The following is a 23,698-nucleotide window of genomic DNA, read 5'->3' on the forward strand; positions in this document are numbered from 1 at the left end:
TGAGGGTCGGAATGGAAACGCGGCGAAGATCTGTCGTGAAAGCAATCGTTTGGAATGTCATGGGGCTAGTCACCATGACTGTTGTGGGGCCGATTGCCACGGGCTCAGCCACTGTGGGCGGGGTTGTGGCGCTGGTGAACACCGCCATTGGCCTGACCATGTATGTGATTTACGAGCGGGTTTGGGCAGGTATCTCGTGGGGGCGCAATGGCTGAGCGACCCACTTCCCAAGCGCCTGAATGGGGCACATTATTCCTGATCATTGCCTGCTATGGGGCGTGGCTTGCAGGGCTGTTTTGGTTGGCAAGCCTGTCAGTTTGGCTGGCTGTTCCGGCCCTTGCTGTTGTTGCGGCGCTGCATTCGTCGCTGACACATGAGGCCCTGCACGGGCATCCTTTCCGCACAAAATGGGTAAACGAGGCGCTGATGGCGCTGCCGCTGACGCTGTTCATCCCGTACAACCGCTTTCGGGATTTGCACCTGGCGCATCATCAGGATGCAGCGTTGACCGATCCATATGACGACCCGGAATCGAACTATTTGGATCCCAAGGTCTGGTCAACTCTTCCGCGCGGCTTACAAAGGCTGCTGGCGATCAACAACACGCTGCTTGGGCGCATGGTCTTGGGCCCGGCCATCGGACAAGTTCTGTTTCTGCGAGACGAATGGCGAGGCGCGCGGCATTGGGACAAGTATATCCTGCTGGCTTGGGCTTTGCACCTGCCGGGCGCGGCGGTGGTACTGTGGGTTGTTGCCCAGTCGTCCATGCCGGTTTGGGCCTATTTGATTTCTGCCTATTTCGGGCTGGGGCTGCTAAAAATACGGACCTTCCTTGAGCACCGTGCGCATGAAAAATCCCGTGCGCGTACGGTTATTATCGAAGACCGGGGCCCGCTGGCTTTTCTGTTTCTGAACAACAACCTGCACGTGGTTCATCACATGAACCCCAACGCCCCGTGGTACCAGTTGCCGCAACTGTATGAAGACGGCAAGGATAGGTATCTGGCCTGCAATGAGGCTTACGTGTACCGGTCTTACGCGCAGATTTTCCGGCAGTATCTGCTTCGCGCGAAAGACCCTGTGCCGCATCCGCTCTGGCCAAAGTCCTGATTTGACGACACAACGGGTGGCATGAGTCTCTGGATCCCTGTCACAATCGCTGCCGCCAGTTTTCAGACGGTACGTTTCATGCTGCAAAAGTCGCTGAGCAGTGTGAAACTGTCTGCGGCTGGCGCAACGTTTGCGCGCTTTGCCTATTCCATGCCGTTGGCTGCTGCAGGGTTGCTGATCGCTTTACAGGTAACGGGCGCAAGTTTGCCGTCACTCAGCCCGTTGTTCTGGCTGTACGCGGTGATCGGCGGGACAGCCCAGATTCTGGCGACCATTTGTGTCGTGGCTCTGTTCAAGCAGCGCAACTTTGCGGTGGGGATCACCTTTAAGAAAACCGAAGTGATTCAAACCGCGATTGTCGGCTTTCTTGTGCTAGGGGATCGCGTGTCAGCGGGTGCGCTTGTGGCCATTCTGTTGGGGCTTGCCGCAGTTTTGCTGCTGTCGAAAACACCCGGAGGTGATGGGGCTTGGTGGCGGCATCTGACCAACCGCGCCTCTCAACTTGGGCTTGGTTCGGGTGTGCTGTTTGCATTTTCCGCCGTCAGCTATCGCGGTGCCTCGTTGCAGCTGGGTGAGGTCGATGCATGGTTCAGGGCCTTGGTCACTTTGGCCGCCGTAGTCACGTTTCAATTTCTCAGCATGGGGCTATGGCTGTTGTGGCGGGACCGGTCCGAGTTGATCGCAGTCTGGCAAACGCGGTCCACCGGCATCTTTGTCGGGCTGACCAGTCTGGGTGGGTCGTTCTGCTGGTTCTGGGCGTTCACTTTGCAAAACGCAGCGTATGTCAAAGCGCTGGGGCAGGTCGAACTGCTCCTCAGCTTGATGGCCTCGACATTGTTCTTCCGTGAAACGATCACCCGGCGAGAGATCGCCGGAATGACTTTGCTGGGGCTTTCGATACTGGCTCTGGTGCTGGCAATTTAGCCAGCACGACGTTCATCAAAGCTAAGTGCGATAAAGCTGGGCAGATGATCACCCATCCCAACAACAACCGGACCGTTATCGGCCTTGCGACTACGACCGCGCCCTTTCGGTTCGCGCTCTTTCCGGGTGTCCTTCGCGCCTTCCTGGTCTTTGGCCCTTTTCTCGGGCTTCGGTTTCTCAGATTTGGCCTTTTCGGGCTTGGCCTCTTCCTTGACCGGGTTGTCGATGCGCGGGATGTCTTTCTGGATCAGCTTTTCGATTGCATCCAAAGCTTTCTCATCACGGCCCGAGCAAATCGTGATGGCCTTGCCTTCGCGCCCGGCGCGGCCGGTGCGGCCGATGCGGTGGACGTAGTCCTCGGCATGGCCGGGAACGTCGAAGTTGAACACGTGACTGACCGAAGGAATATCCAAACCCCGCGCGGCGACGTCCGAGGCCACCAGCAGGCGCAACGATCCATCGCGGAACCCGTCCAGCGTTTTCATGCGCTGTGACTGGTCCAGATCGCCATGGATCGCGGCAGCGTTATAGCCGTATTTCTTCAGCGATTTCGCGCAGATATCCACATCTGTCTTGCGGTTGCAGAAGATGATGGCGTTGGTGCACTTGTCGCCCTCGGCATCGATCAGCGCACGCAAGACCTTGCGCTTATTGCTGGCCTCACGATCGCGGCGACCGCCTTTGAACATGACGACGCCCTGTTCGATGGTCTCGGATGCGGTGGCCTGACGGGCAACTTCGATCCGGGCAGGGGCGGATAGGAAGGTGTCGGTGATGCGTTCGATCTCAGAAGCCATGGTGGCCGAGAAGAACAGGGTCTGGCGCGTGAACGGCGTCAGCGAGAAGATGCGTTCGATATCGGGAATAAAGCCCATGTCCAGCATCCGGTCGGCTTCGTCCACCACCATGATCTGAACACCGGTCAGCAAAAGCTTGCCGCGTTCGAAATGGTCCAGCAGGCGACCCGGCGTGGCGATCAGAACGTCAACGCCCCGGTCGATCAGAGCCTCTTGCTCCTTAAAGCTGACGCCGCCGATCAACAGCGCTTTGGTCAGTTTCAGGTGCTTTGTGTAGGTGTCGAAATTCTCTGCCACCTGCGCGGCGAGTTCCCGTGTCGGGCACAGAACCAGCGAACGCGGCATGCGTGCACGGGCGCGACCACGGGCCAGCAGGGTGATCATCGGCAGGGTAAAGCTGGCGGTTTTGCCAGTGCCGGTCTGCGCAATCCCCAAAACATCGCGACCTTCCAGAGCAGGCGGAATCGCACCTTCCTGGATCGGAGTGGGGGTTTCGTATCCGGCTTCCTCAATGGCTTTGAGGACCTTTGGGTTCAGGTTCAGTTCGTTAAACTTTGTCATGTAAGTCCGGTTTTTGCGGACACTTGACCTGGCCCGCGCGTCAAAGATGTGCCGGGCCCGGATGGCCATGCGCGCAATGCGCCTGTTCGGCTTGGGGGCGGACATAACAAAAACGTAGGTCAGGGTCAAATGAAGTCGGCTTAATGCGGGGCACGCAGACTGTTCGCAAGATTTTCCGCAACAATTCAGCAGCTTCCGGGGAAGTGTTTCGCCAGTTTTTCATCCAATTCCAGGGGGCGGTGCCGCAACAGGCCGTGCCGGTCCAGTCGAGCGCGCACTTCGGGGTCTGCGCCGCTCATTTCATCGAAAAACGCGCGCAGTCCTTCCATGCCCTGTTCGTCCTCAATCCAGTTGAGCAGTTCGTTCTTGTTCAGCCCGCCTTGCTCGCGCGGTACATTTGGGGCCATGCCTGCCTGATACGAGCCGCGATCCATGCGAAATTGGTAATGCCCGATCCAGTGGTCCCAATCCGGGGCGTGTCGGTGGCACAGTTCAACTTCGGGCAGCTCGTATTTGCACGGCAGCAGCTTTTTGTTCTGAAACAGGTTGTGGATGCGGAAGTTCAGGTATTTCAGGCCAGTGCGAACGAACAATTTTCCCTGCACGTGGCTGAGAAAACCGCCCAGAACAAAAGCTCCGTAGGTTGGATAAATCGCTTCGACCAGAGCCTCGCGGTTGGGGCCCTGGGGGATGTGTGCCTTGTACAGATCGTCGCCAGTTGCCAGCGCCTCCATCGGGCGGACACGGGCGGCATTGATGTTGGGCGGTACATTGCCAAGCACTTCGGCGATGGGGGTCGGGGACCAAAGAAACTCGTCTACATCGATATGCGTCAGCCAATCCAGGGGCGTGTTGCGATAGGCAAACGTCGCGTGAACCGTCTGACGGACCTGATGTTTTTCCGGCCTTGCACGTCCTCGCTTTTCCCAAAACGCATCGTCGCAAACCCGCACGCGCACTTTGGGGTGCATCCTGAGCGCTCGAAAGGTGTGCCGGTTGGGTTCGTCCATGTAGATATACATGAAGTCTGCGCCCAGCTCGAGGTGATGTGCCACAAACCGCAGTACGTTCTCGGTCGAGCCCCGAACCATCGAGACGATACCCCAGGTGGTCATGCGCGCGTCGCGCGGGAATCGCGCATCCGTTTCAGGCGGCGAAAGATACCGCCTGGGTCTTTGTTGAGTTCCGTCATCAGATGATCGACCAACGGCGCGATGGTCGGGTCGTGCATTGCCCGGGTCCAGATCGGGGCGATAAGATTGACAGCCAACCCACCTTTTTCAAAGGAAAAACCCTTCATCTGAAAGGGCAAATCTACATGGTTTTTGTCTTCGAACCGAAAGGGCGTGTCCGGGGCCAGGCCCGAGAACAGGCGTTCGAATTCATAGAGTTTCATCAGACCAAACAGCATCCGCAACGCGTGACCTACCTCGCGCTGAGTGGCCGTCTGTCCGTGGTCCGCAAATGTCTGAACCGAAGACACCAGCCAGCGCAGGTCGAGTGTGGCCAGCAGGTGATCGGACTGTTCGTCCCACAACCGGCAGAACAGGGTTGGCGCGTGGCGGGGAAAAGACCGTTTTCTAAGGTTGGAGATCAATTGCGCGTTCAGGAAGGCCAATTCCGACTGGCCGACGAATTCGCGTGCGATTTGGGCGCGTTTGCGATCCCACGTGGTGCTGCGTCCGGGCGGCAATTCGGTGGCGCTGTCTGGAACCGTGCGTCTGGCCAGATCATCCAGATCAACGTCGGGATCGGGCAGCGTGAGGGTGCCGAACTGAAACGGACTTCGCCGGTTCTCATAGCTGTCCAGCATGTCTGGCAGACCACCGGGATAGGTCAGTTCGTCGTCACTCATGTGCGCAGGATTGCACAGCCGGGTTCGGCTGCGCAATCAGCCAGTTGGATCACACCATCATCTCTTTTGTCGCGGTCAGGTTCAGCGCCGGATAGTCGCGCACGACCCGGTCGATGTCCCATTGCAGGCGGGTCAGATAGACGATGTCACCGTCATGATCATGGGCGATGTGCTGCTTGTTGGTGTTGACGAACTTCTCGACCTCGGCCTTGTCACCGCTGACCCATCGGGCTGAGGTGAATTGCGACGCCTCGAACCGAACGGGCAGGCCGTATTCCATCTCAATCCGGCTGGCGAGCACTTCGAATTGCAGCGCGCCGACGACGCCGACGATAAAGCCCGACCCGATTGAGGGTTTGAACACTTTGGCCGCGCCTTCTTCGGCGAATTGCATCAGGGCTTTTTCCAGATGTTTGGCTTTCATCGGATCGCCCGCTCGGACGCCCTGCAGCAGTTCTGGCGCAAACGAAGGAATGCCGGTCACGCGCAGCGCCTCGCCCTCAGTCAGCGTATCGCCGATGCGTAGTTGGCCGTGGTTCGGGATGCCGATGATGTCCCCGGCCCAAGCCTCTTCGGCCAGTTCTCGGTCGGATGCAAGGAACAGCACCGGGTTCGAGATCGCCATGGGCTTTTTGGACCGCACATGCGTCAGCTTCATGCCGCGTTTGAAATGGCCTGACGCCATGCGCACAAAGGCCACCCTGTCGCGGTGCTTTGGGTCCATATTGGCCTGCACCTTGAAGACAAACCCTGCGACTTTCTTCTCATCGGGGGCGATCTGACGCGGTTCAGCCGACTGAACTTGCGGCTGCGGGCCATAAGCACCGATACCTTCCATCAGCTCTTTGACGCCAAACGAGTTGATCGCCGAACCAAACCAGATCGGGGTCATGTGACCTTCCAAAACCGCTTGTGGGTCAAGTGCTGGCAGCAGTTCGCGCGCCATCTCGACCTCTTCCAGCAGCTTTTCCAGAAGATGCTCGGGCACGTGCTCGGCTAATTTCGGGTCGTCCAACCCGTTGATTTCGATGCTTTCCGCCACCTTGTTGCGGTCAGCGCGGTCCATCAGTTCCAGCCGGTCACGCAGCATGTCGTAACAGCCGATGAAGTCACGGCCCACGCCAATCGGCCAGGCCGCAGGCGTGACGTCGATGGCCAGCATTTCCTGAATTTCGTCGATAATCTCGAACGTATCGCGGCTTTCGCGGTCCATCTTGTTACAGAAGGTCAGGATCGGCAGATCGCGCAGACGGCAGACCTCGAACAGTTTCTGCGTCTGGCTTTCCACACCTTTCGCACCATCGATCACCATGACGGCGGCGTCCACCGCAGTCAGCGTGCGATAGGTATCCTCGGAAAAGTCCGAGTGACCGGGCGTATCCACCAGATTGAAGCGGAAATTGTCATAGTCGAACGACATGGCCGATGCGGAAACCGAGATGCCCCGATCCTTTTCCATCTGCATGAAGTCCGACCGCGTCCGCCGTGCCTCGCCCTTGGCGCGCACCTGACCAGCCATTTGGATCGCGCCCCCATACAAAAGGAACTTTTCCGTCAACGTGGTCTTGCCCGCATCCGGGTGCGAGATGATGGCGAATGTCCGGCGACGGGCGATCTCGGGCGGCAGGGTGGGTTGGTTCGAGGTATCAAGCATGAGCGCGCGTATATGCGGGGAAACCCGCCGAAGCAAGACAAAGGGGGTGGTTCGAATCATGTGCTTGTGGCAGTAAGAACATATAGTGAACAAATAATGGAGAGGAACAATGAATTTGAAAGAGATTGCAGATGAACTGGTCGCCGGATGCCGTGAGGACCGTGCCAAGGAAAACCTGTCTAAGCTTTACGCTCCCGATGCTGTTTCGGTCGAAGGGCAGGACTTTCAAGGCATGGGGCGCGAAACCCACGGCGTGGAAGCCATACGTGGCAAGCATGAGTGGTGGGAAAGTGCCCATGAAGTCTCGGGGGCTTCCGTCAGTGACCCGTTTCCCCATGGTGACGACCGTTTTGCCGTGATTTTCGAAGTGCAGGGCACTGTGAAGGAAACTGGTGAATCCTTCGATATGCGCGAAGTGGGCGTCTACCACGTGGCCGACGGCAAAATCGTGCGGGAAGAGTTCTTTTATTAATGAACGAACCGTTTCTGGTCTTCTTTGTCTGGCCAGTGCTAGACATGCGCACGAAGACAGGCAAAGGGGATCAGAATGGATCTGGGCATTCAGGGAAAACGTGCGCTGGTGTGCGCCAGTAGCAAAGGGTTGGGATTGGGCTGCGCCGAGGCGTTGGCCGAAGCAGGCGTTGATCTGGTGATGAACGCGCGAGGTTCTGACGCTTTGGAGGCTGAGGCTGCGCGTCTGCGAAATGACTACAGCGTCAAGGTGAACACCGTTGCCTGTGATGTCACCACAGCCGAAGGGCAAAAGGCCGTGATTGATGCGGCGCAGGGCGTTGATATCCTTGTGACAAATGCAGGTGGTCCCCCTCCGGGCTTGTGGTCGGACTGGGATCGTGACGACTTCATTAAGGCATTGGATGCCAACATGCTGACGCCGATTGCGTTTATGAAAGCACTGTTGCCCGGAATGATCGACAAAGGATGGGGCCGTGTCGTCAACATCACGTCGCAATCGGTGCGTGCTCCGATCCCGGCCTTGGGGTTGTCGAACGCGGCGCGCACGGGTCTGACCGGATATGTGGCCGGCACGTCGCGTCAGGTTGCGCCCTTTGGGGTCAATATCAACAACCTGCTGCCGGGAATTCATGCCACCGACCGGGCGGATTCACTGGACAGCGGTGTCGCATCGCAACAAGGCATTTCGATGGATGAGGCGCGTGCAAACCGAGCAGCCACGATCCCTGCACGCCGCTACGGCACGCGGCAGGAATTCGGTGCAGCTTGTGCGTTTCTTTGTTCGCAACAGGCAGGTTTCATAGTCGGGCAGAACATTCTGCTGGACGGTGGCGCCGGAAACATGACGATGTAAATATGGCTCAGAATTTCTCTTTAAAAGACCAGTTGTTCAATGCGGAAAAAACCCGCTATCTCGCGGGTTTGTTTGACGCAGCTGATGCGTCTTTTGATGCCGAGGCGTTTCATGCGCAGGTCATGTCGCGTCTGCTGGAACTGGAACTGAAAGAGAGAATGGCCTGGATTTCAGACTGTCTTCAACAGACCGTGCCGGGGGATCTGCCAACGGTAGCCCCCGTTATCCTGCGCGCTTTGCCCCCGCCGTTGGACCCCACGAAAACAGATGACGATTTCGGAGATTTCATCTTTGCCCCCTTGGGCGAATGGGTGGCGGCGATCGGGCAGGATCATGTGGAACTGGCGTTGGATGTGTTGGAAGAGATAACACAGCGGTTTTCCATGGAGTGGGCCATTCGCCCGTTTCTGAACCAAGCCCCTGATGCTGTGATAAAGCGGATGCAACAGTGGTGCAGCCATGACAGCTATCACGTGCGCCGGTTGGTTAGCGAGGGCACACGCCCCCGGTTACCATGGGGACAGGGGATTGATCTGGAATTGACCGATCCGCTACCGCTGCTGGACCAGCTGCACGGGGACGGCACACGCTATGTCACCCGGTCTGTGGCCAACCATCTGAACGACATCACCAAGAAGAACCCCGAACTGGTATTGGAACGCTTAAAAAAGTGGCGCGTTGCTGGGCAACAAAACACGGCCGAGTTGGATTGGATGACGTCGCACACATTGCGCGGGCTGGTGAAAGCAGGACACCCTGAGGCGATGAAGGTGCTGGGGTTTGATCCGGATGCTGAAATAGCTGCGTCAATTGATGTGATTTCTGAAGCCCGGATTGGTGATGCGCTTGAGTTTTCAGTTGCCCTGACCGGTGCAGGCGAACAGCCGGTTCTGGTGGATTATATTGTTCATTTCCAACGCCCTGGTGGGAAAACCTCGGCCAAGGTGCATAAACTCAAGCAGGCGGCGCTGAAGAATGGTCGCTTGCAACTAAGCAAACGTCATAAGCTGAAGGGCGACGCCACAACGTTCAAACTGGTGCCCGGTGCGCATCGTCTTGAGGTGCAAGTGAACGGCAAGGTTCGTGCAGGTGTCGATTTCGAGCTGCTGGGCTAGGCCCACATATAAAGTTAACGTTTTTGTAAAAAACGCAGGCTTTGGATTGCTTGACACAGCGCGCTGCATTACCTGCGGACCAACCAAGTATGAAGGGAAGACTGCGATGAAGCATGAATCGGTGCAGAATTACTATGGTGAAGTCCTGCAGAGCAGCGCGGATTTGCAGACCAACGCGTGCTGTACGCCCGATGACATGCCGGATCACGTGAAAAAGATCCTGTCGAAAATCCATGACGACGTGCTGACCCGGTACTACGGCTGTGGTTTGATCGCGCCTCTGGATCTTGAGGGCATGTCGATCCTCGATCTGGGCTGCGGCGCGGGGCGTGACGTCTATGCTTTGTCAGCCATGGTGGGCGAAACGGGCCGGGTGGTTGGTGTCGACATGACGCCCGAGCAGTTGGAGGTTGCCCGTGCGCATCAGGACTATCACGCCCAAGCCTTTGGGCACGCCAAAAGCAACGTTGAATTCCATCACGGCTATATCGAAAAGCTGGGTGAGCTGGACTTGGAGCCCGGATCCTTCGACATCATCGTGTCGAACTGCGTCATCAACCTGGCCACCGACAAAGATGCAGTTCTGCGCGGCGCGCATCGGCTGCTGAAAGAAGGCGGCGAGATGTATTTCTCGGACGTTTACGCAGACCGCCGTATCCCGCAGGCGATGGCCGAGGATGAAGTGCTGTATGGCGAATGCCTGTCGGGTGCATTGTACTGGAATGACTTCCTGTCGATGGCCCGTAAGGCCGGTTTTGGTGATCCAAGACGCGAGACTCACCGTCCGTTGACTATCGAAAATCCCGCGCTCGAAGCACGTGTGGCACCGCTTAAGTTCCTGTCGGCGAAGTATCGATTGTTCAAACTGCCCGCACTGGAACCGGCTTGCGAAGATTACGGCCAGGCGGTGATCTATAAGGGCACTGTGCCCAACGCCCCGCATGAGTTTGTTCTGGACGATCATCACATCATCGAAACCGGCAAAGTCTTTCCGGTCTGCGGCAACACATGGATGATGCTGCAGGACACGCGGTTCGCGCGGCACTTTGACTTTATCGGTGACTTCTCGACCCATTACGGCATCTTCGAAGGCTGCGGCGGTGAAAGCCCGTTTGAGGCCGTGGGTGAGACAGCATCCTCGGGCGGCGGCTGCTGCTGATCCCTTGCACCTGAGGGGCGGGGTTGCTATCCCCGCCTAAGCCCGATGGAATTGATCGGGAAAGGCAATTGGGGTCCATCGGTGACAGGTAACGCAACTCCTCCACGTCTGGAAATTCGCAACATTATCCGTCGCTTCGAGGGGCGGGTTGTGGTGGACGACGTGTCACTGACCGTTCAGGCGGGCAAGGTGACCTGTTTGTTGGGGCCGTCGGGCTGCGGCAAATCCACGACGCTGCGCATGATCGCAGGGGTCGAAATGCAGGACTCGGGCGAGATCTATGTTGATGGCAAGCTGATCTGCGACACGGTTTTCCGGGTGCCGCCGGAACGGCGAGAGATTGGCCTGATGTTTCAGGATTTCGCGCTGTTTCCCCATCTGAGCGTTGCCAACAACGTCGCTTTTGGCCTGAAAGGCAGCAAGGATGAAAAACGCGCCCGGGTTGAAGAACTGCTGCGCAAAGTAGATCTGATGCGCTTCATCGACGGATTTCCGCATCAGTTGTCTGGGGGTGAGCAGCAGCGTGTGGCGCTGGCCCGCGCTTTGGCACCGCGCCCTCGGATCATGTTGATGGATGAGCCGTTTTCTGGTCTCGACAACCGTCTGCGTGATGGCATTCGGGACGAAACGCTGTCCATCCTCAAGGAAGAGGACGCCGCCGTTTTGCTGGTCACGCACGAGCCGGAAGAGGCGATGCGCATGGCGGATGAGATCGCGCTGATGCGGCGAGGTAAGGTGGTGCAGCAAGGCGCGCCCTATAACGTTTACACTCGACCAGCAGATAAAGCTGCCGTGGCTTTTTTCAGTGATGTCAACGTGTTGCGAGCGCAAGTGAATGGGGCTTTGGCGGATACGCCGTTTGGTCAGTTTCTTGCGCCAGGTATCCCGGATGGAACGGATGTCGAAATTGTATTCCGCCCGCAGCACGTCAAGCTGGACTTTGACCGCAATGGTAAGGGACCTTCGCCTACGCCAACAGACGGAGTGGCTGCGCGGGGCGTGGTCGAGCGTGCGCGCTTTCTTGGAAACGAGAGCCTTGTCGAGTTTCGCATGGATTATGATGGCTCGATCCTCAAGGCGACGGTTCCAAATGTCTTTGTGCCGGGTCCGGGTCGCGTCATGTGGCTGACCATTCGCCGGGACAGGTGTTTTGTATTCCCCGAGAGCAAAACCTGACCTGACGAATTCCACCCAAGTGGTGCGCGAAAGCCTCAGATTGCAGTCCTGCGTCGCTTGCCGCAACGCAGGCCGGGGTCTATCAAGGGCCAAACGCGGGGGTAAAACGGGCATATGCGTATTCTTCTGACCAATGATGACGGGATCAACGCTCCGGGCTTGATCACGCTTGAGGCGATTGCGGCCGAACTGGCTGGGCCGGATGGCGAAGTTTGGGTGGTTGCGCCTGCCTTCGAGCAATCCGGGGTCGGGCATTGCATCAGCTACACCCATCCCACAATGATCGCGAAGCTGAGCGAGCGGCGCTATGCAGCCGAAGGGTCGCCTGCGGATTGCGTTTTGGCGGGGCTGCATGATGTGATGGCAGACTGCCGACCCGACCTGGTTTTATCCGGTGTAAACCGGGGGAACAACTCGGCTGAGAACACGCTTTATTCCGGCACGATTGGTGGTGCGATGGAGGCAGCCCTGCAAGGTGTGCCCGCAATTGCACTGTCGCAGTATTTCGGCCCGCGCAATCTTGGGCTGGATGATCCGTTTGTGGCCGCTGCCCGCTTTGGCGCTGATCTGGTCCGGCGTATTCTGGATGCCAATCCGGCCGAGCAGGGCGATTACCGCCTGTTCTATAACGTGAATTTCCCACCCGTTCCTGAAGATGAGGTGCTGGGCACGCGCGTTGCAGCGCAGGGCTTCCGGCGCGACACGCATTTCTCGGTCGAACCGCACAGCTCGCCCTCGGGGCGGCGATTCCTGTGGATCAAAGGCGGTTATCAGCACAACCCAACCGCCCCGGGCACCGATGCGGCGGTCAATCTGGAAGGCTATATCTCGGTCACGCCAATGCGTGCTGACCTGACCGCCTACGACATGCTGGAGGCATTGAAGGCAGTCGAATGAGCGGACTGGACCCTGAAACCGTAATGCAGTTCCTGTTTGCCCTGCGCAAACGGGGCGTGACTGATGCGCGCGTTCTGGCAGCGATGGAGCAGGTGGACCGGGGCCGGTTTGTCACCGGCCTGTTTGCAGACCGCGCTTATGAGGACATGCCGCTTCCGATTGCCTGCGGCCAGACGATCAGCCAGCCTTCGGTTGTCGGGCTGATGACGCAGGCGCTGGATGTGCGTGCACGGGACACAGTGCTCGAGATTGGCACTGGTTCAGGCTATCAGGCGGCGATCCTGTCCAAGCTGGCGCGCCGGGTTTACACGGTCGAACGCCACAGGCGGTTGGTCAATGAAACGGGTAAGCTGTTTGCCGACCTGGGACTGACGAATATCACTGCCATGTTGTCGGATGGATCCTTTGGTTTGCCGGAACAGGCGCCGTTTGATCGGATCATTGTGACCGCTGCGGCCGAAGACCCTCCGGGCCCGCTCTTGGCGCAGCTGAAAATCGGGGGTATTATGGTTTTACCCGTGGGTCAGTCGGACGCCGTGCAGCAGTTGATCAAAGTGACGCGCACCGAAACCGGTCTGGACTATGATGAATTGACGTCGGTTCGTTTTGTGCCTCTGCTGGAGGGGCTTGGGAAGGATGAGACGTAACAGGCTTTGTGAATTGGTCGCCGGAACCCCGGACAACAGGGGCAGGCTTTGAGGACAGAATTATGAAAGCAGTATCCAAATCAGCTATGCGCCGCTGCGCGACCGGACTGGTCGCTGTCGCCGTTTTGGCCGGGTGTGAAGGGCCCTTGGACTATGATCTGCGTGGGCAGGTCGGTGGGTTCTCGACTGCCGATGCGGCGCAAGCCTCCACCACATCGCGGCCCACACCGGACAGCCGGGGTGTGATCACTTATCCCAACTATCAGGTTGCCGTAGCCCGTCGGGGCGACACAGTGCGTGACGTTGCCGCGCGTGTTGGCCTGCCGGAAAGTGAGTTGTCGCGCTTCAACGGATTGCAGGCCACCGACAGTTTGCGAGAAGGCGAAGTGCTGGCCTTGCCGCGCTCGGTCGGCGCCGGTAGCGGGGTGGATATTGCTTCGGTGGCCGGAAGTGCGATCGATCAGGCCCCGGATACGGGTTCGGTTCAGACAACGACATTGGAACCAGCGAAACCCGCGCCAACCGCCGCCCCTGTGCCTTCGGGGCCGGAACCGGTCCGGCACAAGGTCAAACGGGGCGAGACGGCCTATACCATCTCGAGGCTCTATCAGGTGCCGGTCGACGCGCTTGCGGAGTGGAACGGGCTTGGGCCCGATTTTACCGTGCGCGAAGGTCAGTTTCTTTTGATTCCGGTCAAGAACCAGCCTGCGCCCCGGCAAAGCGCTGCGGCGGCTGCGGCACCTGTTGCGGCCACTGAAGTGACCGAGCCGGGGCAGGGATCGCCAACTCCGACCCCGCCAAGCGCCACCCAGCCGCTGCCTGAAGAAAAAGTAGCACCCAAAGCCGAGGCACCGGATGTGACGGCCGAAGCCCCGACCAATACGCGCTCTTCAGCCCTTTCACTACCAGTGAGCGGTACCATCATCCGTGGCTACAACAAGGGCAAGAATGAAGGCATCGACATAGCCGCAGCACCTGGTACGGCTGTAACAGCGGCCGAGGCAGGTACGGTTGCGGCGATAACGGCGGATGCGGATCAGGTTCCGATCATCGTGGTCAAACACAAAAACGATCTGCTGACAGTTTATGCCAACGTAGACGACATCACCGTCAAGAAAGGTGACCGCGTGCGTCGTGGTCAAAAGCTGGCGCAGTTGCGGGGTGGAGACAACGCCTATGTACATTTTGAAGTGCGCAAAGGGTTCGAATCTGTTGATCCAGAGCCCTACCTGAAGTGAGGATGAATGGCCCGTTTCGGGCCATGCCTCCGGCGGGAGTATTTTTGAAAAGATGAAGAAGGTCAGACGTTTGGGTCGTAGTCGCTCAGGCGTTTGCCGGGTTCGTCCGCAAAAAGTTCTGGTAGCGGCGCGACAGTTTCGATCAGGTCGATGCGAAAGACGCGGAAACCCTGGCGAAGTTCGCACCAAGCGGTGAGGGTCCAGACGCGGCCCCAGTATTCCATGTGAAGCGGGCGGATGGTGCGTTCGGTCAGAACCCCGTCGATCCTTTGGTATGACAAGCGGAGTTTCTGGCGCGATTTGATGGCAGCGCGGATCGGGGCCATATGTGCCAGCCCACGGGCGGCATCGGCAAAGGGGTAGACTGCGAACTTCCATGCGTCGGCTTCGGCTACTACCTGCGTGGGCAAGACGGCATCGATTTTGTCAGCCAGAGAATTGGCAGCGGCTTTCAGGTCAGGATCGGCGGCCTCGGCCACAATAGCCATGCCGAGGTTGAGCGCTTCAAGCTCGGCTGTAGTCAGGTTCAGCGGGGGCAGGGTGATCTGCTCGCGCACCATGTAGCCCACGCCGCGTTCGCCTTCGACCGGAACACCCGAAGCCACCAGCGTATCCATATCGCGATAGATGGTGCGGACCGATACCTCGAGCCGGTCCGCAATGTCCTGCGCACGGTGCAGTTTGCCGTCGCGCAGGATCTGTATGATGTCGAAAAGACGATCCGTGCGGCGCATATTACGCCGTCCAGACCGCGCTTAGGCGGTCATGTTCCATAACACGTTCTCGTGGCGCATCTGAATGCTGTCAGGATTGATGGCTGCCATCAGACCGGCGCTGAAGTCCTGTTTTGGGAATTGCGCGGCGGCGTCTTTGGCCGCCTTCATGTCCGTCCAGACGACATAATCGGTCCAACGCCCGTCTTCGCCCTGGCTCAACTGGCGATGGGCAAAGCCCGGTGCGCTGCGGACAAAGGCTTCTGAGGCTTGGCTGAGTTTCACAAATTCTTCCGGTGTGGTGCCGTTGGCAAGGGTGAAGGTGACGATTTCAGCAACATGGGTCATTTGGGTCTCCGTTGACCAGGTTTCGATATCGTCTTCGTAATGCTACCCAACTGACATAAACCTGTCAGTTGGAAAATGCGAGCCCTTAGATTCTGCGGGATCACATCAATTTTTTCCTTCAAACCGTGTCTGATCCCTTTTGAGGCAACGCATCCGGGCGTAAACACAGAGCCAGTTCATATTCCCGGCACGTAAGGGTGCCGATGAAAGAGGAGAAAAGACATGCTCAACAATATCGGCCTTCCCGGTCTTCTGCTGATCGCCGTTGTGGTTCTGGTTCTGTTTGGCCGCGGCAAGATCAGCTCGCTGATGGGTGAAGTTGGCAAAGGTATCACCGCGTTCAAGAAGGGCGTGAAGGATGGCACGGAAGAGCTGGAACAAGATGCGTCCGAGATGGCTAAGGACGTCACTCCTGAAACCGAGAAAGACAAGGCGTAAGCGCAGATGTTTGATCTGGGCTGGACCGAGCTTCTGGTCATCGGCATCGTTGCCCTGATCGTTGTGGGGCCAAAGGACCTGCCGGTATTGTTCCGCAATGTCGGGCGTTTTGTCGGCAAAGCCCGTGGCATGGCGCGCGAATTCAGCAGCGCCATGAACGAGGCTGCGGATCAGGCTGGCGTGAACGAGATCAAGAAAGGTCTCGACGCTGCCGCGAATCCTGTGGGTTCTGCCATGGACGGTGTCAAACAAGCCGCGCAGGATATGGCCAAAAGCATCGATCCTACCAAGTTCGATCCTGACAGCGAAACCGGCAAACTGGCGGCAGAACGGGCCGAGCAGGCCAAGAAAATCCAGGCCACCACAGCACGTGCCGCCGCCGAACGCAAAGCCAAGGAAGCTGCCGACGCATTGGCCAAGGCTGAAGAGGCCGAGGCTGCGCTGAACACTGAAAGCAAAACATGAGCAAGACCGACGAGATCGAAGATACCTCGGCCCCACTGATTGAACATCTGGCCGAGCTGCGCACGCGGTTGATTCACTGCGTGGTGGCCTTTCTGGTTGGGATGATCATCTGCTTTACCGTGGCCACGCCACTTTTTAACTTTCTGACCAATCCCCTGTGCGAGGTGCTGAGCGAGCGTGGACAGGATTGCGGCCTGATTTTCATCTCGCCACAGGAAGGTTTCTTTGTGGCTATCAAGGTCTCGTTGCTGGGCGGGTTCATTCTGGCGTTTCCCTATATCGGGATGCAGATGTGGCGCTTTGTGGCGCCGGGGCTGTATAAGTCGGAAAAGAACGCGTTTTTGCCCTTCATGCTGGCCTCGCCCTTCATGTTCCTTCTGGGCGCAAGCTTTGCCTTCTATGTCGTCACGCCACTGGCCTATGATTTCTTCCTTGGGTTCCAGCAATTTGGTGCTGAAGGTGAAGCCGTCGCAGATGGTGCAACCGCTGCACCCCTGAGCGTGGTTTTCCAGGGCTCAGCACAGGAATACCTGAACCTGACGATCAAGTTCATCGTGGCTTTCGGGCTGTGCTTCCAACTGCCGGTTCTTTTGACCCTCATGGGTAAGGCAGGGCTGGTGAGCGCCGAAGGCCTGGGTGCCGTACGCAAATATGCAGTCGTAGGCATTCTGGTGCTGGCTGCTATCGTGACGCCCCCCGATGTAATCACGCAGATCATTCTCTTTGTTGTGGTTTATGGCCTCTACGAGATTTCGATCTTCCTGGTCGCTCGGGTCGAACGCAAGCGCGAAGAACAACTGCGTGCCGACGGCTATTACGACGATGAAGAGGCCGAAGCGGATGCCGATCATATGCAGGATTACGAAGAAAAATCGTGATCTATAGAAAATACTGAACGAGGCGCGCCAATCGCTGGCGCGCCTTTTTCGTTTCCACCTCTTGTTGCGCTGGAAGGAACATGGTTTGAACACCAAAACGACCGGAGGCCCCTATGGATGATCAAGCCCTGAACCGTATTGCCGATGCGCTGGACCGCATGGCACCGGCCCCATTGGCCGCCCCGGATTTTGACGAAGCCCCTGCATTTGTCTGGCATGTGGAACCCGACCGGTTAGAGCCGGTGAACCAGGTCAACCGTGTCGATCTGGATCTGTTAGTAGGTATCAATCGGTCGCGCGACACCTTGCTTGACAACACGCGCCAGTTTGCCGCCGGATACAAGGCGAACAACGCATTGTTGTGGGGCGCGCGGGGCATGGGGAAATCCAGTCTTGTCAAGGCAGTGCACGGAACCCTGCAATCGGACCATCCGGATTTGAAGCTGGTCGAATTGCAACGCGAGGATATGGCGTCGGTTGCACGCCTTCTGAACCATCTGCGCGCTGCGCCGCACCGGTTCATCCTCTTCTGTGATGATCTTTCGTTCAGCCATGATGACCAGCATTACAAATCGCTCAAGGCCGTTCTGGACGGTGGCATTGAAGGTCGCCCGGAAAATGTTGTGTTCTACGCCACCTCGAACCGTCGTCACCTGATGCCAAGGGACATGATCGAAAACGAACGCTCCAGTGCCATCAACCCTTCCGAGGCGGTTGAGGAAAAGGTTTCGCTGTCCGACCGTTTTGGGCTTTGGCTGGGCTTCCACCCCTGCGATCAGGACGAATACCTGGCTATGATTGACCGTTATTGCGCGGCCTATGGCGTATCGGTTGATGCAGGCACCCTGAGGGCCGAAGCCATTGAATGGCAAGCCACGCGCGGCTCACGCTCAGGCCGCGTTGCCTGGCAATTCTTTGTCGATCTGGCCGGGCGCAACGGCGTTCACATCGCCTGATCCCAGCTTTATCTGGCTAAAAATACCTCCGCCGGAGGCATGGCCCGCAAGGGCCATTTCCTATAGCAGCGCCAGAATGCGCGCGGCTTCACTTGCCGTGCTGTTCAACGCGTCCCGGTCTTCTCCGGGATGGAACCGTGCGCGTACGGCGGTGGGAATAGGCGCAGGTTCGACAATTGAAACGCGTGGGCCGGTGCGTTCAGTTTCCGCGGCCCAACTGCGGGCCAGGGCCATCTGCGCGGCCTTGGTGGCCCCATAGATGCCATAGAACTTTTCGCCGGCCTTCGGGTCGTCAAAGAACACCGCGTGGCCGTTTTCACCCAGCAGGGGCGTCACGTAGGGGATCAGAACCGAGGTCGCATTGGCGTTGGTGTTAACGGCCTTTGCCCACTCTTTCGGATCAATGAAATGAGTTGGTGTCAGGGCCGAGGTATGGATCGCGGTGTGCAACCAGAGATCCACCTTGCCCCATCGGTCGTGAATTCCTCTGCACAAGGTTGCCATGGCATTTGGATCGGTGATGTCCATAGGGGCCAGCGTTGCCGAACCTCCCTTGGCCTTGATCCGGTCGTCCAACTCTTCCAGCCCGCCAGTGGTGCGCGCGACTGCAACTATGTGATACTCGGGAGACAACGCTTCGGCCAGGGCAGCGCCCAACCCGCGAGAGGCCCCGGTGACAAGGGCGATTTTGGTCTGATAGGTCATGGCTGCGGTTTGAACCCCTGCGCGCAGGGCGTCAAGTCGCGATTAGCTGCCGGGAATGGTGATCCGCTTGGTCTGGCCGCTTTGTCGCAGCATAATGCCATGTTCATCAATCGCAACAACCGTACCCGAAGCAACCCGGCTGCCGGTTTTCACCTCTTTCACACGGCCTGACGAAAGCCGCATTAGGGCTCGCAGATCGGTTTTTGGTCCAAAGACTCCAAGGACCGACACGGAATTCTTCTTCAACGCGCCACGCTGGGTGGCTGCGCTTTTGACTTTTGTATTCGACATGATCTGCGGCCTGGACCGTGGCCCAAACCCCTTTGTAAGTGAGTGGTGCGGGCCAAGTATCAAAACCGAAACGGAAGCTAAAGCGCATCACACACTGATGTCATCGAGACAAAAGTGCCCGACAAAAAAGCCCTTGAGATCACGCAGCATTCACCGCTGAGTTGTGGCAAAAACCCACTCATTACAACGGTTCGAAACGAGTGCAGTCGCCAAGCTGATAAAGCGAATCATTCGCCCTTAGCGTGGGGTGGTAAATGTAGGCCCGTTTAGCCAGACGCCAGCTTTGCTGCGTTCCAGGAACCGCCCGGAACCTGCATATCTGCACGTTTCTGGCTGACGCGGCTGCTGTTTTCCAGATTGTCCAGATAATCCTCGCTGACGCTGCCGGTAATATAGTTTCCGTCAAAGCACGAGCAGTCAAAGGCTTCGATCTCGGGGTTGCCTTCTTTGGCGGCCCAGATCAGGTCATCCAGATGCTGATAGAACAGTGCGTCCGCGCCCAATTCTTCCCGGATTTCTTCGATCTCTTTGCCGTTTGCGATCAGTTCGGCCTTGGTCGGCATGTCGATGCCGTAGACGTTGGGATATTTCACTGGGGGCGAGGCGCTGGCGACATAGACCTTTTTGGCACCGGCGTCGCGGCACATCTGAACGATCTTTTTAATAGTGTTCCCGCGTACGATGGAATCGTCGATCAGCAGAACACTGTGACCATCAAATTCCAGCGGCACGGCGTTCAGCTTGCGGCGAACGGATTTCTGTCGCTCTGCCTGACCCGGCATGATGAAGGTGCGCCCGACATAGCGGTTTTTCACCAGACCTTCACGATACGGGATGCCTGTGATCTTGGCAGCTTCCAACGCCACGGGGCGGGCGCTGTCGGGTACCGGGATAATCCGGTCGATTTCCAGGCCGGACTCCTGAATCTGCTTGGCCAGTGTCTGACCCATGCGCATCTGGGTCTTGTAGACCGAAACACCGTCCAGCAGTGAGTCCGGGCGGGCCAGATAGACATACTCAAAGATACAGGGCGTCAGCTTGCCTTCAACTGCTTGAAATTCGTGCATGTTGCCGCCCAGATCGATCAGGATCGCTTCACCCGGGCGCAGGTCACGCAGCTTTTCAAATCCGTTGATGCCAAAGGCCACATCTTCCGAGGCGAACGCATAATCATCCCCTGCGCCGTCCACTGTGCGTTTCGCAACCGACAAGGGGCGAATGCCAAACGGATCGCGGAAGGCCAGCATCCCAACGCCTGCGACCAAGCAGATCACGGAATAAGCGCCCTGAACCCGCTCCATCGTCATCTTCACACCTGCAAACAGGTTGCGGATGGGTTCTGCATTGCCGTTCACCTTGATCGCGTCAGCCACTTTGTCGGCCAGCACGTTCAACAGGATTTCTGAATCTGACGTGGTGCGCAGGTGTCGGCTGTATTTGCCTGTAACCTTCTCGCGCTGTTCAGCGGTGTTTGTGATGTTGCCGTTGTGAACAAGATAGATGCCATATGGCGCGTTCACAAAGAACGGTTGCGCTTCGGCCGCGCTGAGCGAACCTGCGGTGGGATACCGGACATGGCCCATACCGACATGGCCCAGAAGGGTTTCCGCGTCCTGAGCATTGAAAACATCCTTGACCAGTCCGTTGGCCTTCTTTTCCCGGAAAAACTCGCCATTAAAGGTCACGATCCCCGAGGCATCCTGACCCCGATGCTGCAGCATCAGCAGCCCGTCATAGATCTCGGCAAACACATCATGTGTCCGGCTAGCGATTCCCAAAATCCCACACATTTACGGGGCTCCAACTTCTATGACGATTTGATCTGAGGATTGACCGCTTTACGGCTTCGGACAATCTGTGACGCGTGCGCGGGTGTATTTGAGGCAGAAGAAAGTGACGCCAATAGGGCGACCATCATCACGACCAGCGCGCATTCATACAGAAAGAACAAGATCGGTGGCTCCGATTCCGTGGCGGGTTGGCCTCCACATAAAGCCTAATGGCGTGGCTGTCATCAAAGGATCACATTTACCAATTGCCGCAGGCTGAAATTGTGCACAACGGCTGATGTTCGGGAAACGGATGACATGTGCAGTCATATATGCTGTCATGCGCATGAATATGTATAAGTCTGGATTGGAGAAACACCCAGAGGATCCGAATGTGGCAACATAAGTCTCAGCAAAAGAAACCGGAACGGGTCAAGCAACGGTGCCATCGATGCCGGGGCATGGGGCGCGCGCCCTGTCAGATCTGCAATGGCGCGGGCGAAGTTGTCAAAAGCCGCGATATTCTTGGTAAACCGATCTCCAGCCGGTGTGATGGGTGCTTCGGATTAAAAACGATCAAATGCACTGTATGCGGCGGCGAAGGTTTCACCTGACCCACAAGAAAAAAGCCCTGTCAGAACCGGGCTTTCGATGAAACATGGATTGGGCGGTGTTTAGCCTTCCGCAGGTGCAGTGGTCGCAGGCTGGGTGTTGCCTGCGGTGCAGCTGGCCACCAGCTCTTCGTACTGTGCGGTAACCCAGCCCAAAGCAGCCTCGGGGTTTTGTTCTTCGATCTGACCGCTGAACTGTTCGAACACCTTGGCCGAGCGGCTTTCGTCGACAACTGTGTAAGATTGGCCGGTCATGACGGTGTCGTAGACAAAGAAAGCGATCGCAACCAACAGGATGCCCCGCGCGATGCCAAAGAACAGACCAAGCGCCTGATCCAGACCGCCCAGGGCCGAACGTTGGACAAGCGACGAAAACAACGGCGTGAAAATGCTGACCACGATCAGCGCCACGGCAAAGACTGCAGCAAAGCCGGTGATGACCGAAAGCTCGCAACTGTCGCGTAGGAAATCTCCGACTACGGGGATCTCCTTGACCAGTGGAACGGCCTGCGGAGCAAAGATGAACGCCAGAACAGCCGCTGCGACCCAGCCAGCGATGGCCAGAACTTCGCGCATGAAACCACGTGAGTAGGCCAATAAGCCCGATAGCACGATGACCAGGGCGACGACCCCGTCAATTATTGTAAAACCTTCCATGGCCCTCGCCTGTTCGTTTTCTGCCCCTCAAGGCGCGACTTTAACCTGCTCCGAAGGTTTCGCCAACAAACCCAACCAAATCAGAGGGTCGGGTGAGTGACAGACCTGCCACAGTGCCGGTTTTGCCACCTGCCGGAGCAATTGCCGCTGTGAAACCAAGTTTTTGAGCTTCTTTCAACCTGTTTTCTGTCTGCGGAGCGGGTCTAAGTGCCCCTGATAGCGAGATTTCTCCGAAAACGACGGTGTCGGCGGGCAGGGCGGTGTCTTCACGCGCGCTGAGTAACGCAGCGGCAACCGCGAGGTCTGCGGCGGGTTCGCTGACCTTTAACCCTCCGGCGACGTTTAGATAGACATCAAGGCCAGCAAACGGGATTCCGCAGCGCGCCTCGAGCACAGCAAGGATCATGGCCAGCCGCCCGCTGTCCCATCCAACAACCGTGCGGCGAGGCTGGGAATGGGGCGAAGGGGCGACAAGGGCCTGCAATTCGACCAGAACGGGGCGGGTGCCTTCAATGCCTGCAAACACAGCCGAACCGGGGCTGGGCGTGCCGCGTTCCGACAGGAACAAGGCCGAAGGGTTCGTGACCTGAGCCAACCCTTTGCCCGTCATCTCGAACACACCGATCTCATCAGCGGGGCCAAAGCGGTTCTTGACCGCGCGCAGGATGCGGAACTGGTGGCCGCGTTCGCCCTCGAAATACAGTACAGTGTCGACCATGTGTTCGACCACGCGCGGGCCCGCGATCTGACCTTCTTTCGTAACGTGGCCGACCATGATGATCGAAACGCCATGTCGTTTCGCAAATGTGGTCAATTCATGGGCTGCGGCCCGGACTTGTGATACCGATCCGGGCGCGCTGTCCACATTGTCGGCCCACATGGTCTGGATCGAGTCGATGATCGCCAGACCGGGCTTTTCGGCCTCAAGCGTCGTAAGGATGTCGCGCAGGTTGGTTTCTGCGGCCAGTTGGACTGGCGCGTCCTCAAGCCCAAGGCGACGTGCGCGCATCCGAACCTGTGCACTGGCTTCCTCGCCCGAGACGTAGATGGTTTTGACGCCGGCACGCGCAAACCGGGCAGCAGCCTGCAATAGCAGCGTGGATTTACCGATGCCCGGATCTCCTCCCACCAAAAGGGCAGAGGCCGGGACCAGACCACCGCCCAACACCCGGTCAAGTTCCTCGACCCCGCAAAGGGTGCGGTGCGGTGGGGTTTCCTCGGTCGACAAATCCGTGAGTGCAATGGACTGGCCGCGTTTGCCGCCGAGGGATTTCTTGGTCGGGCCAGCCGAAAGGGGCACGTCCTGGACGATTGTGTTCCATTCGCCGCACGCGTCGCAGCGTCCGGACCATCGCGTATGTGTTGCTCCGCAGGCCGAGCAAGAGAAAGAAGTCGTTTTTGCCATGC

Annotated in this window: 26 protein-coding genes; 15 read left to right on the forward strand and 11 right to left on the reverse strand. The window is 57.9% G+C overall.

The features are described 5' to 3' along the window. Positions 1-11 precede the first annotated feature (11 nt). Genes ACXADZ_RS07455 through ACXADZ_RS07465 form a run of 3 tightly spaced genes read left to right on the forward strand, consistent with a single transcriptional unit; the run spans position 12 to position 2,034 of the window. Positions 12-215, forward strand: coding sequence for a DUF2061 domain-containing protein (locus ACXADZ_RS07455; RefSeq protein ID WP_475194471.1), 204 nt, complete (start codon positions 12-14; stop codon positions 213-215). Continuing rightward, on the forward strand, positions 208-1,110 hold the full coding sequence (locus tag ACXADZ_RS07460) for a fatty acid desaturase (protein WP_475194475.1): 903 nt from the start codon (positions 208-210) through the stop codon (positions 1,108-1,110). Before ACXADZ_RS07455 ends, ACXADZ_RS07460 begins: the two co-directional genes overlap by 8 nt. Before the next feature lie 21 nt (positions 1,111-1,131). Continuing rightward, the gene (locus ACXADZ_RS07465) at positions 1,132-2,034 is read left to right on the forward strand and encodes an EamA family transporter (RefSeq protein WP_475194481.1); all 903 of its coding nucleotides are present in this window, start codon (positions 1,132-1,134) and stop codon (positions 2,032-2,034) included. On the opposite strand, the gene ACXADZ_RS07470 is transcribed toward ACXADZ_RS07465, so the two are convergent. The 4 genes from ACXADZ_RS07470 to ACXADZ_RS07485 all read right to left on the reverse strand — a co-directional run bounded on the left by ACXADZ_RS07470 (position 2,031) and on the right by ACXADZ_RS07485 (position 6,901). Next, entirely contained in the window at positions 2,031-3,392 is a 1,362-nt protein-coding gene (locus ACXADZ_RS07470) for a DEAD/DEAH box helicase (RefSeq protein ID WP_475194487.1), read from the reverse strand. The two genes, ACXADZ_RS07465 and ACXADZ_RS07470, sit on opposite strands and share 4 nt — an antisense overlap. A 185-nt stretch (positions 3,393-3,577) precedes the next feature. Further along, the gene (locus ACXADZ_RS07475; RefSeq protein WP_475194492.1) at positions 3,578-4,507 is read right to left on the reverse strand and encodes a glycosyltransferase family 2 protein; all 930 of its coding nucleotides are present in this window, start codon (positions 4,505-4,507) and stop codon (positions 3,578-3,580) included. Continuing rightward, on the reverse strand, positions 4,504-5,247 hold the full coding sequence (locus ACXADZ_RS07480; RefSeq protein WP_475194496.1) for a hypothetical protein: 744 nt from the start codon (positions 5,245-5,247) through the stop codon (positions 4,504-4,506). Before ACXADZ_RS07480 ends, ACXADZ_RS07475 begins: the two co-directional genes overlap by 4 nt. Before the next feature lie 49 nt (positions 5,248-5,296). Further along, positions 5,297-6,901, reverse strand: coding sequence for a peptide chain release factor 3 (locus ACXADZ_RS07485; protein ID WP_475194501.1), 1,605 nt, complete (start codon positions 6,899-6,901; stop codon positions 5,297-5,299). Positions 6,902-7,010: 109 nt separating this feature from the next. Here ACXADZ_RS07485 and ACXADZ_RS07490 point away from each other — a divergent pair, with 109 nt between their 5' ends. The 8 genes from ACXADZ_RS07490 (at position 7,011) to ACXADZ_RS07525 (ending at position 14,460) form a co-directional block, all read left to right on the forward strand. After that, positions 7,011-7,373, forward strand: coding sequence for a nuclear transport factor 2 family protein (locus ACXADZ_RS07490; RefSeq protein WP_171668375.1), 363 nt, complete (start codon positions 7,011-7,013; stop codon positions 7,371-7,373). 75 nt (positions 7,374-7,448) lie between these two features. Then, on the forward strand, positions 7,449-8,228 hold the full coding sequence (locus ACXADZ_RS07495; RefSeq protein WP_475194506.1) for an SDR family oxidoreductase: 780 nt from the start codon (positions 7,449-7,451) through the stop codon (positions 8,226-8,228). Positions 8,229-8,230: 2 nt separating this feature from the next. Further along, positions 8,231-9,343 carry a DNA alkylation repair protein gene (locus tag ACXADZ_RS07500; RefSeq protein WP_475194512.1) on the forward strand — a complete coding sequence of 371 codons (1,113 nt, stop codon included), beginning with the start codon at positions 8,231-8,233 and terminating at the stop codon, positions 9,341-9,343. A gap of 106 nt (positions 9,344-9,449) precedes the next feature. Then, positions 9,450-10,502 carry a methyltransferase domain-containing protein gene (locus tag ACXADZ_RS07505; RefSeq protein WP_475194516.1) on the forward strand — a complete coding sequence of 351 codons (1,053 nt, stop codon included), beginning with the start codon at positions 9,450-9,452 and terminating at the stop codon, positions 10,500-10,502. Between the two features lie 45 nt (positions 10,503-10,547). After that, complete coding sequence (locus tag ACXADZ_RS07510) at positions 10,548-11,678, forward strand: ABC transporter ATP-binding protein (protein ID WP_475194521.1); 1,131 nt, start codon at positions 10,548-10,550, stop codon at positions 11,676-11,678. Positions 11,679-11,792: 114 nt separating this feature from the next. After that, positions 11,793-12,575 carry a 5'/3'-nucleotidase SurE gene (gene surE, locus ACXADZ_RS07515; RefSeq protein WP_475194524.1) on the forward strand — a complete coding sequence of 261 codons (783 nt, stop codon included), beginning with the start codon at positions 11,793-11,795 and terminating at the stop codon, positions 12,573-12,575. Next, entirely contained in the window at positions 12,572-13,222 is a 651-nt protein-coding gene (locus ACXADZ_RS07520) for a protein-L-isoaspartate(D-aspartate) O-methyltransferase (RefSeq protein WP_171090421.1), read from the forward strand. Before surE ends, ACXADZ_RS07520 begins: the two co-directional genes overlap by 4 nt. Positions 13,223-13,284: 62 nt before the next feature. Then, positions 13,285-14,460 (forward strand): peptidoglycan DD-metalloendopeptidase family protein, encoded by a 1,176-nt coding sequence (locus tag ACXADZ_RS07525; protein WP_171668371.1) that lies wholly within the window; start codon positions 13,285-13,287, stop codon positions 14,458-14,460. A gap of 62 nt (positions 14,461-14,522) precedes the next feature. Here ACXADZ_RS07525 and ACXADZ_RS07530 read toward each other — a convergent pair whose 3' ends face one another. Beyond that, positions 14,523-15,194 (reverse strand): helix-turn-helix transcriptional regulator, encoded by a 672-nt coding sequence (locus ACXADZ_RS07530; protein WP_475194534.1) that lies wholly within the window; start codon positions 15,192-15,194, stop codon positions 14,523-14,525. A 21-nt stretch (positions 15,195-15,215) separates the two neighbouring features. Then, entirely contained in the window at positions 15,216-15,521 is a 306-nt protein-coding gene (locus ACXADZ_RS07535; protein WP_475194539.1) for a hypothetical protein, read from the reverse strand. Between the two features lie 222 nt (positions 15,522-15,743). Between ACXADZ_RS07535 and ACXADZ_RS07540 the strand changes: the two genes are divergently transcribed. The 4 genes from ACXADZ_RS07540 to ACXADZ_RS07555 all read left to right on the forward strand — a co-directional run bounded on the left by ACXADZ_RS07540 (position 15,744) and on the right by ACXADZ_RS07555 (position 18,258). Then, positions 15,744-15,959, forward strand: a complete 216-nt coding sequence (locus tag ACXADZ_RS07540; protein ID WP_171090414.1) for a twin-arginine translocase TatA/TatE family subunit — start codon at positions 15,744-15,746, stop codon at positions 15,957-15,959. Positions 15,960-15,965: 6 nt separating this feature from the next. Beyond that, the gene (tatB, locus tag ACXADZ_RS07545; protein WP_171090412.1) at positions 15,966-16,424 is read left to right on the forward strand and encodes a Sec-independent protein translocase protein TatB; all 459 of its coding nucleotides are present in this window, start codon (positions 15,966-15,968) and stop codon (positions 16,422-16,424) included. After that, positions 16,421-17,302: a twin-arginine translocase subunit TatC gene (gene tatC, locus ACXADZ_RS07550; protein WP_475194551.1), complete on the forward strand. Its 882-nt coding sequence runs from the start codon at positions 16,421-16,423 to the stop codon at positions 17,300-17,302. Before tatB ends, tatC begins: the two co-directional genes overlap by 4 nt. Before the next feature lie 113 nt (positions 17,303-17,415). Further along, the gene (locus ACXADZ_RS07555; protein WP_475194555.1) at positions 17,416-18,258 is read left to right on the forward strand and encodes an ATP-binding protein; all 843 of its coding nucleotides are present in this window, start codon (positions 17,416-17,418) and stop codon (positions 18,256-18,258) included. Positions 18,259-18,318: 60 nt separating this feature from the next. On the opposite strand, the gene ACXADZ_RS07560 is transcribed toward ACXADZ_RS07555, so the two are convergent. From ACXADZ_RS07560 to radA, 5 genes are all read right to left on the reverse strand, one after another. Further along, on the reverse strand, positions 18,319-18,963 hold the full coding sequence (locus tag ACXADZ_RS07560; protein WP_475194560.1) for an SDR family NAD(P)-dependent oxidoreductase: 645 nt from the start codon (positions 18,961-18,963) through the stop codon (positions 18,319-18,321). A 42-nt stretch (positions 18,964-19,005) separates the two neighbouring features. Further along, positions 19,006-19,254 carry a hypothetical protein gene (locus tag ACXADZ_RS07565; RefSeq protein WP_475194564.1) on the reverse strand — a complete coding sequence of 83 codons (249 nt, stop codon included), beginning with the start codon at positions 19,252-19,254 and terminating at the stop codon, positions 19,006-19,008. A 266-nt stretch (positions 19,255-19,520) separates the two neighbouring features. Continuing rightward, on the reverse strand, positions 19,521-21,044 hold the full coding sequence (gene purF / locus ACXADZ_RS07570; protein ID WP_475194568.1) for an amidophosphoribosyltransferase: 1,524 nt from the start codon (positions 21,042-21,044) through the stop codon (positions 19,521-19,523). 653 nt (positions 21,045-21,697) lie between these two features. Next, positions 21,698-22,291, reverse strand: coding sequence for a CvpA family protein (locus ACXADZ_RS07575; protein WP_475194569.1), 594 nt, complete (start codon positions 22,289-22,291; stop codon positions 21,698-21,700). 40 nt (positions 22,292-22,331) lie between these two features. After that, positions 22,332-23,696, reverse strand: coding sequence for a DNA repair protein RadA (radA, locus tag ACXADZ_RS07580; protein ID WP_475194572.1), 1,365 nt, complete (start codon positions 23,694-23,696; stop codon positions 22,332-22,334). Positions 23,697-23,698: the final 2 nt, after the last annotated feature.

It is taken from the genome of Ruegeria sp. ABM4_193 (assembly GCF_056158705.1).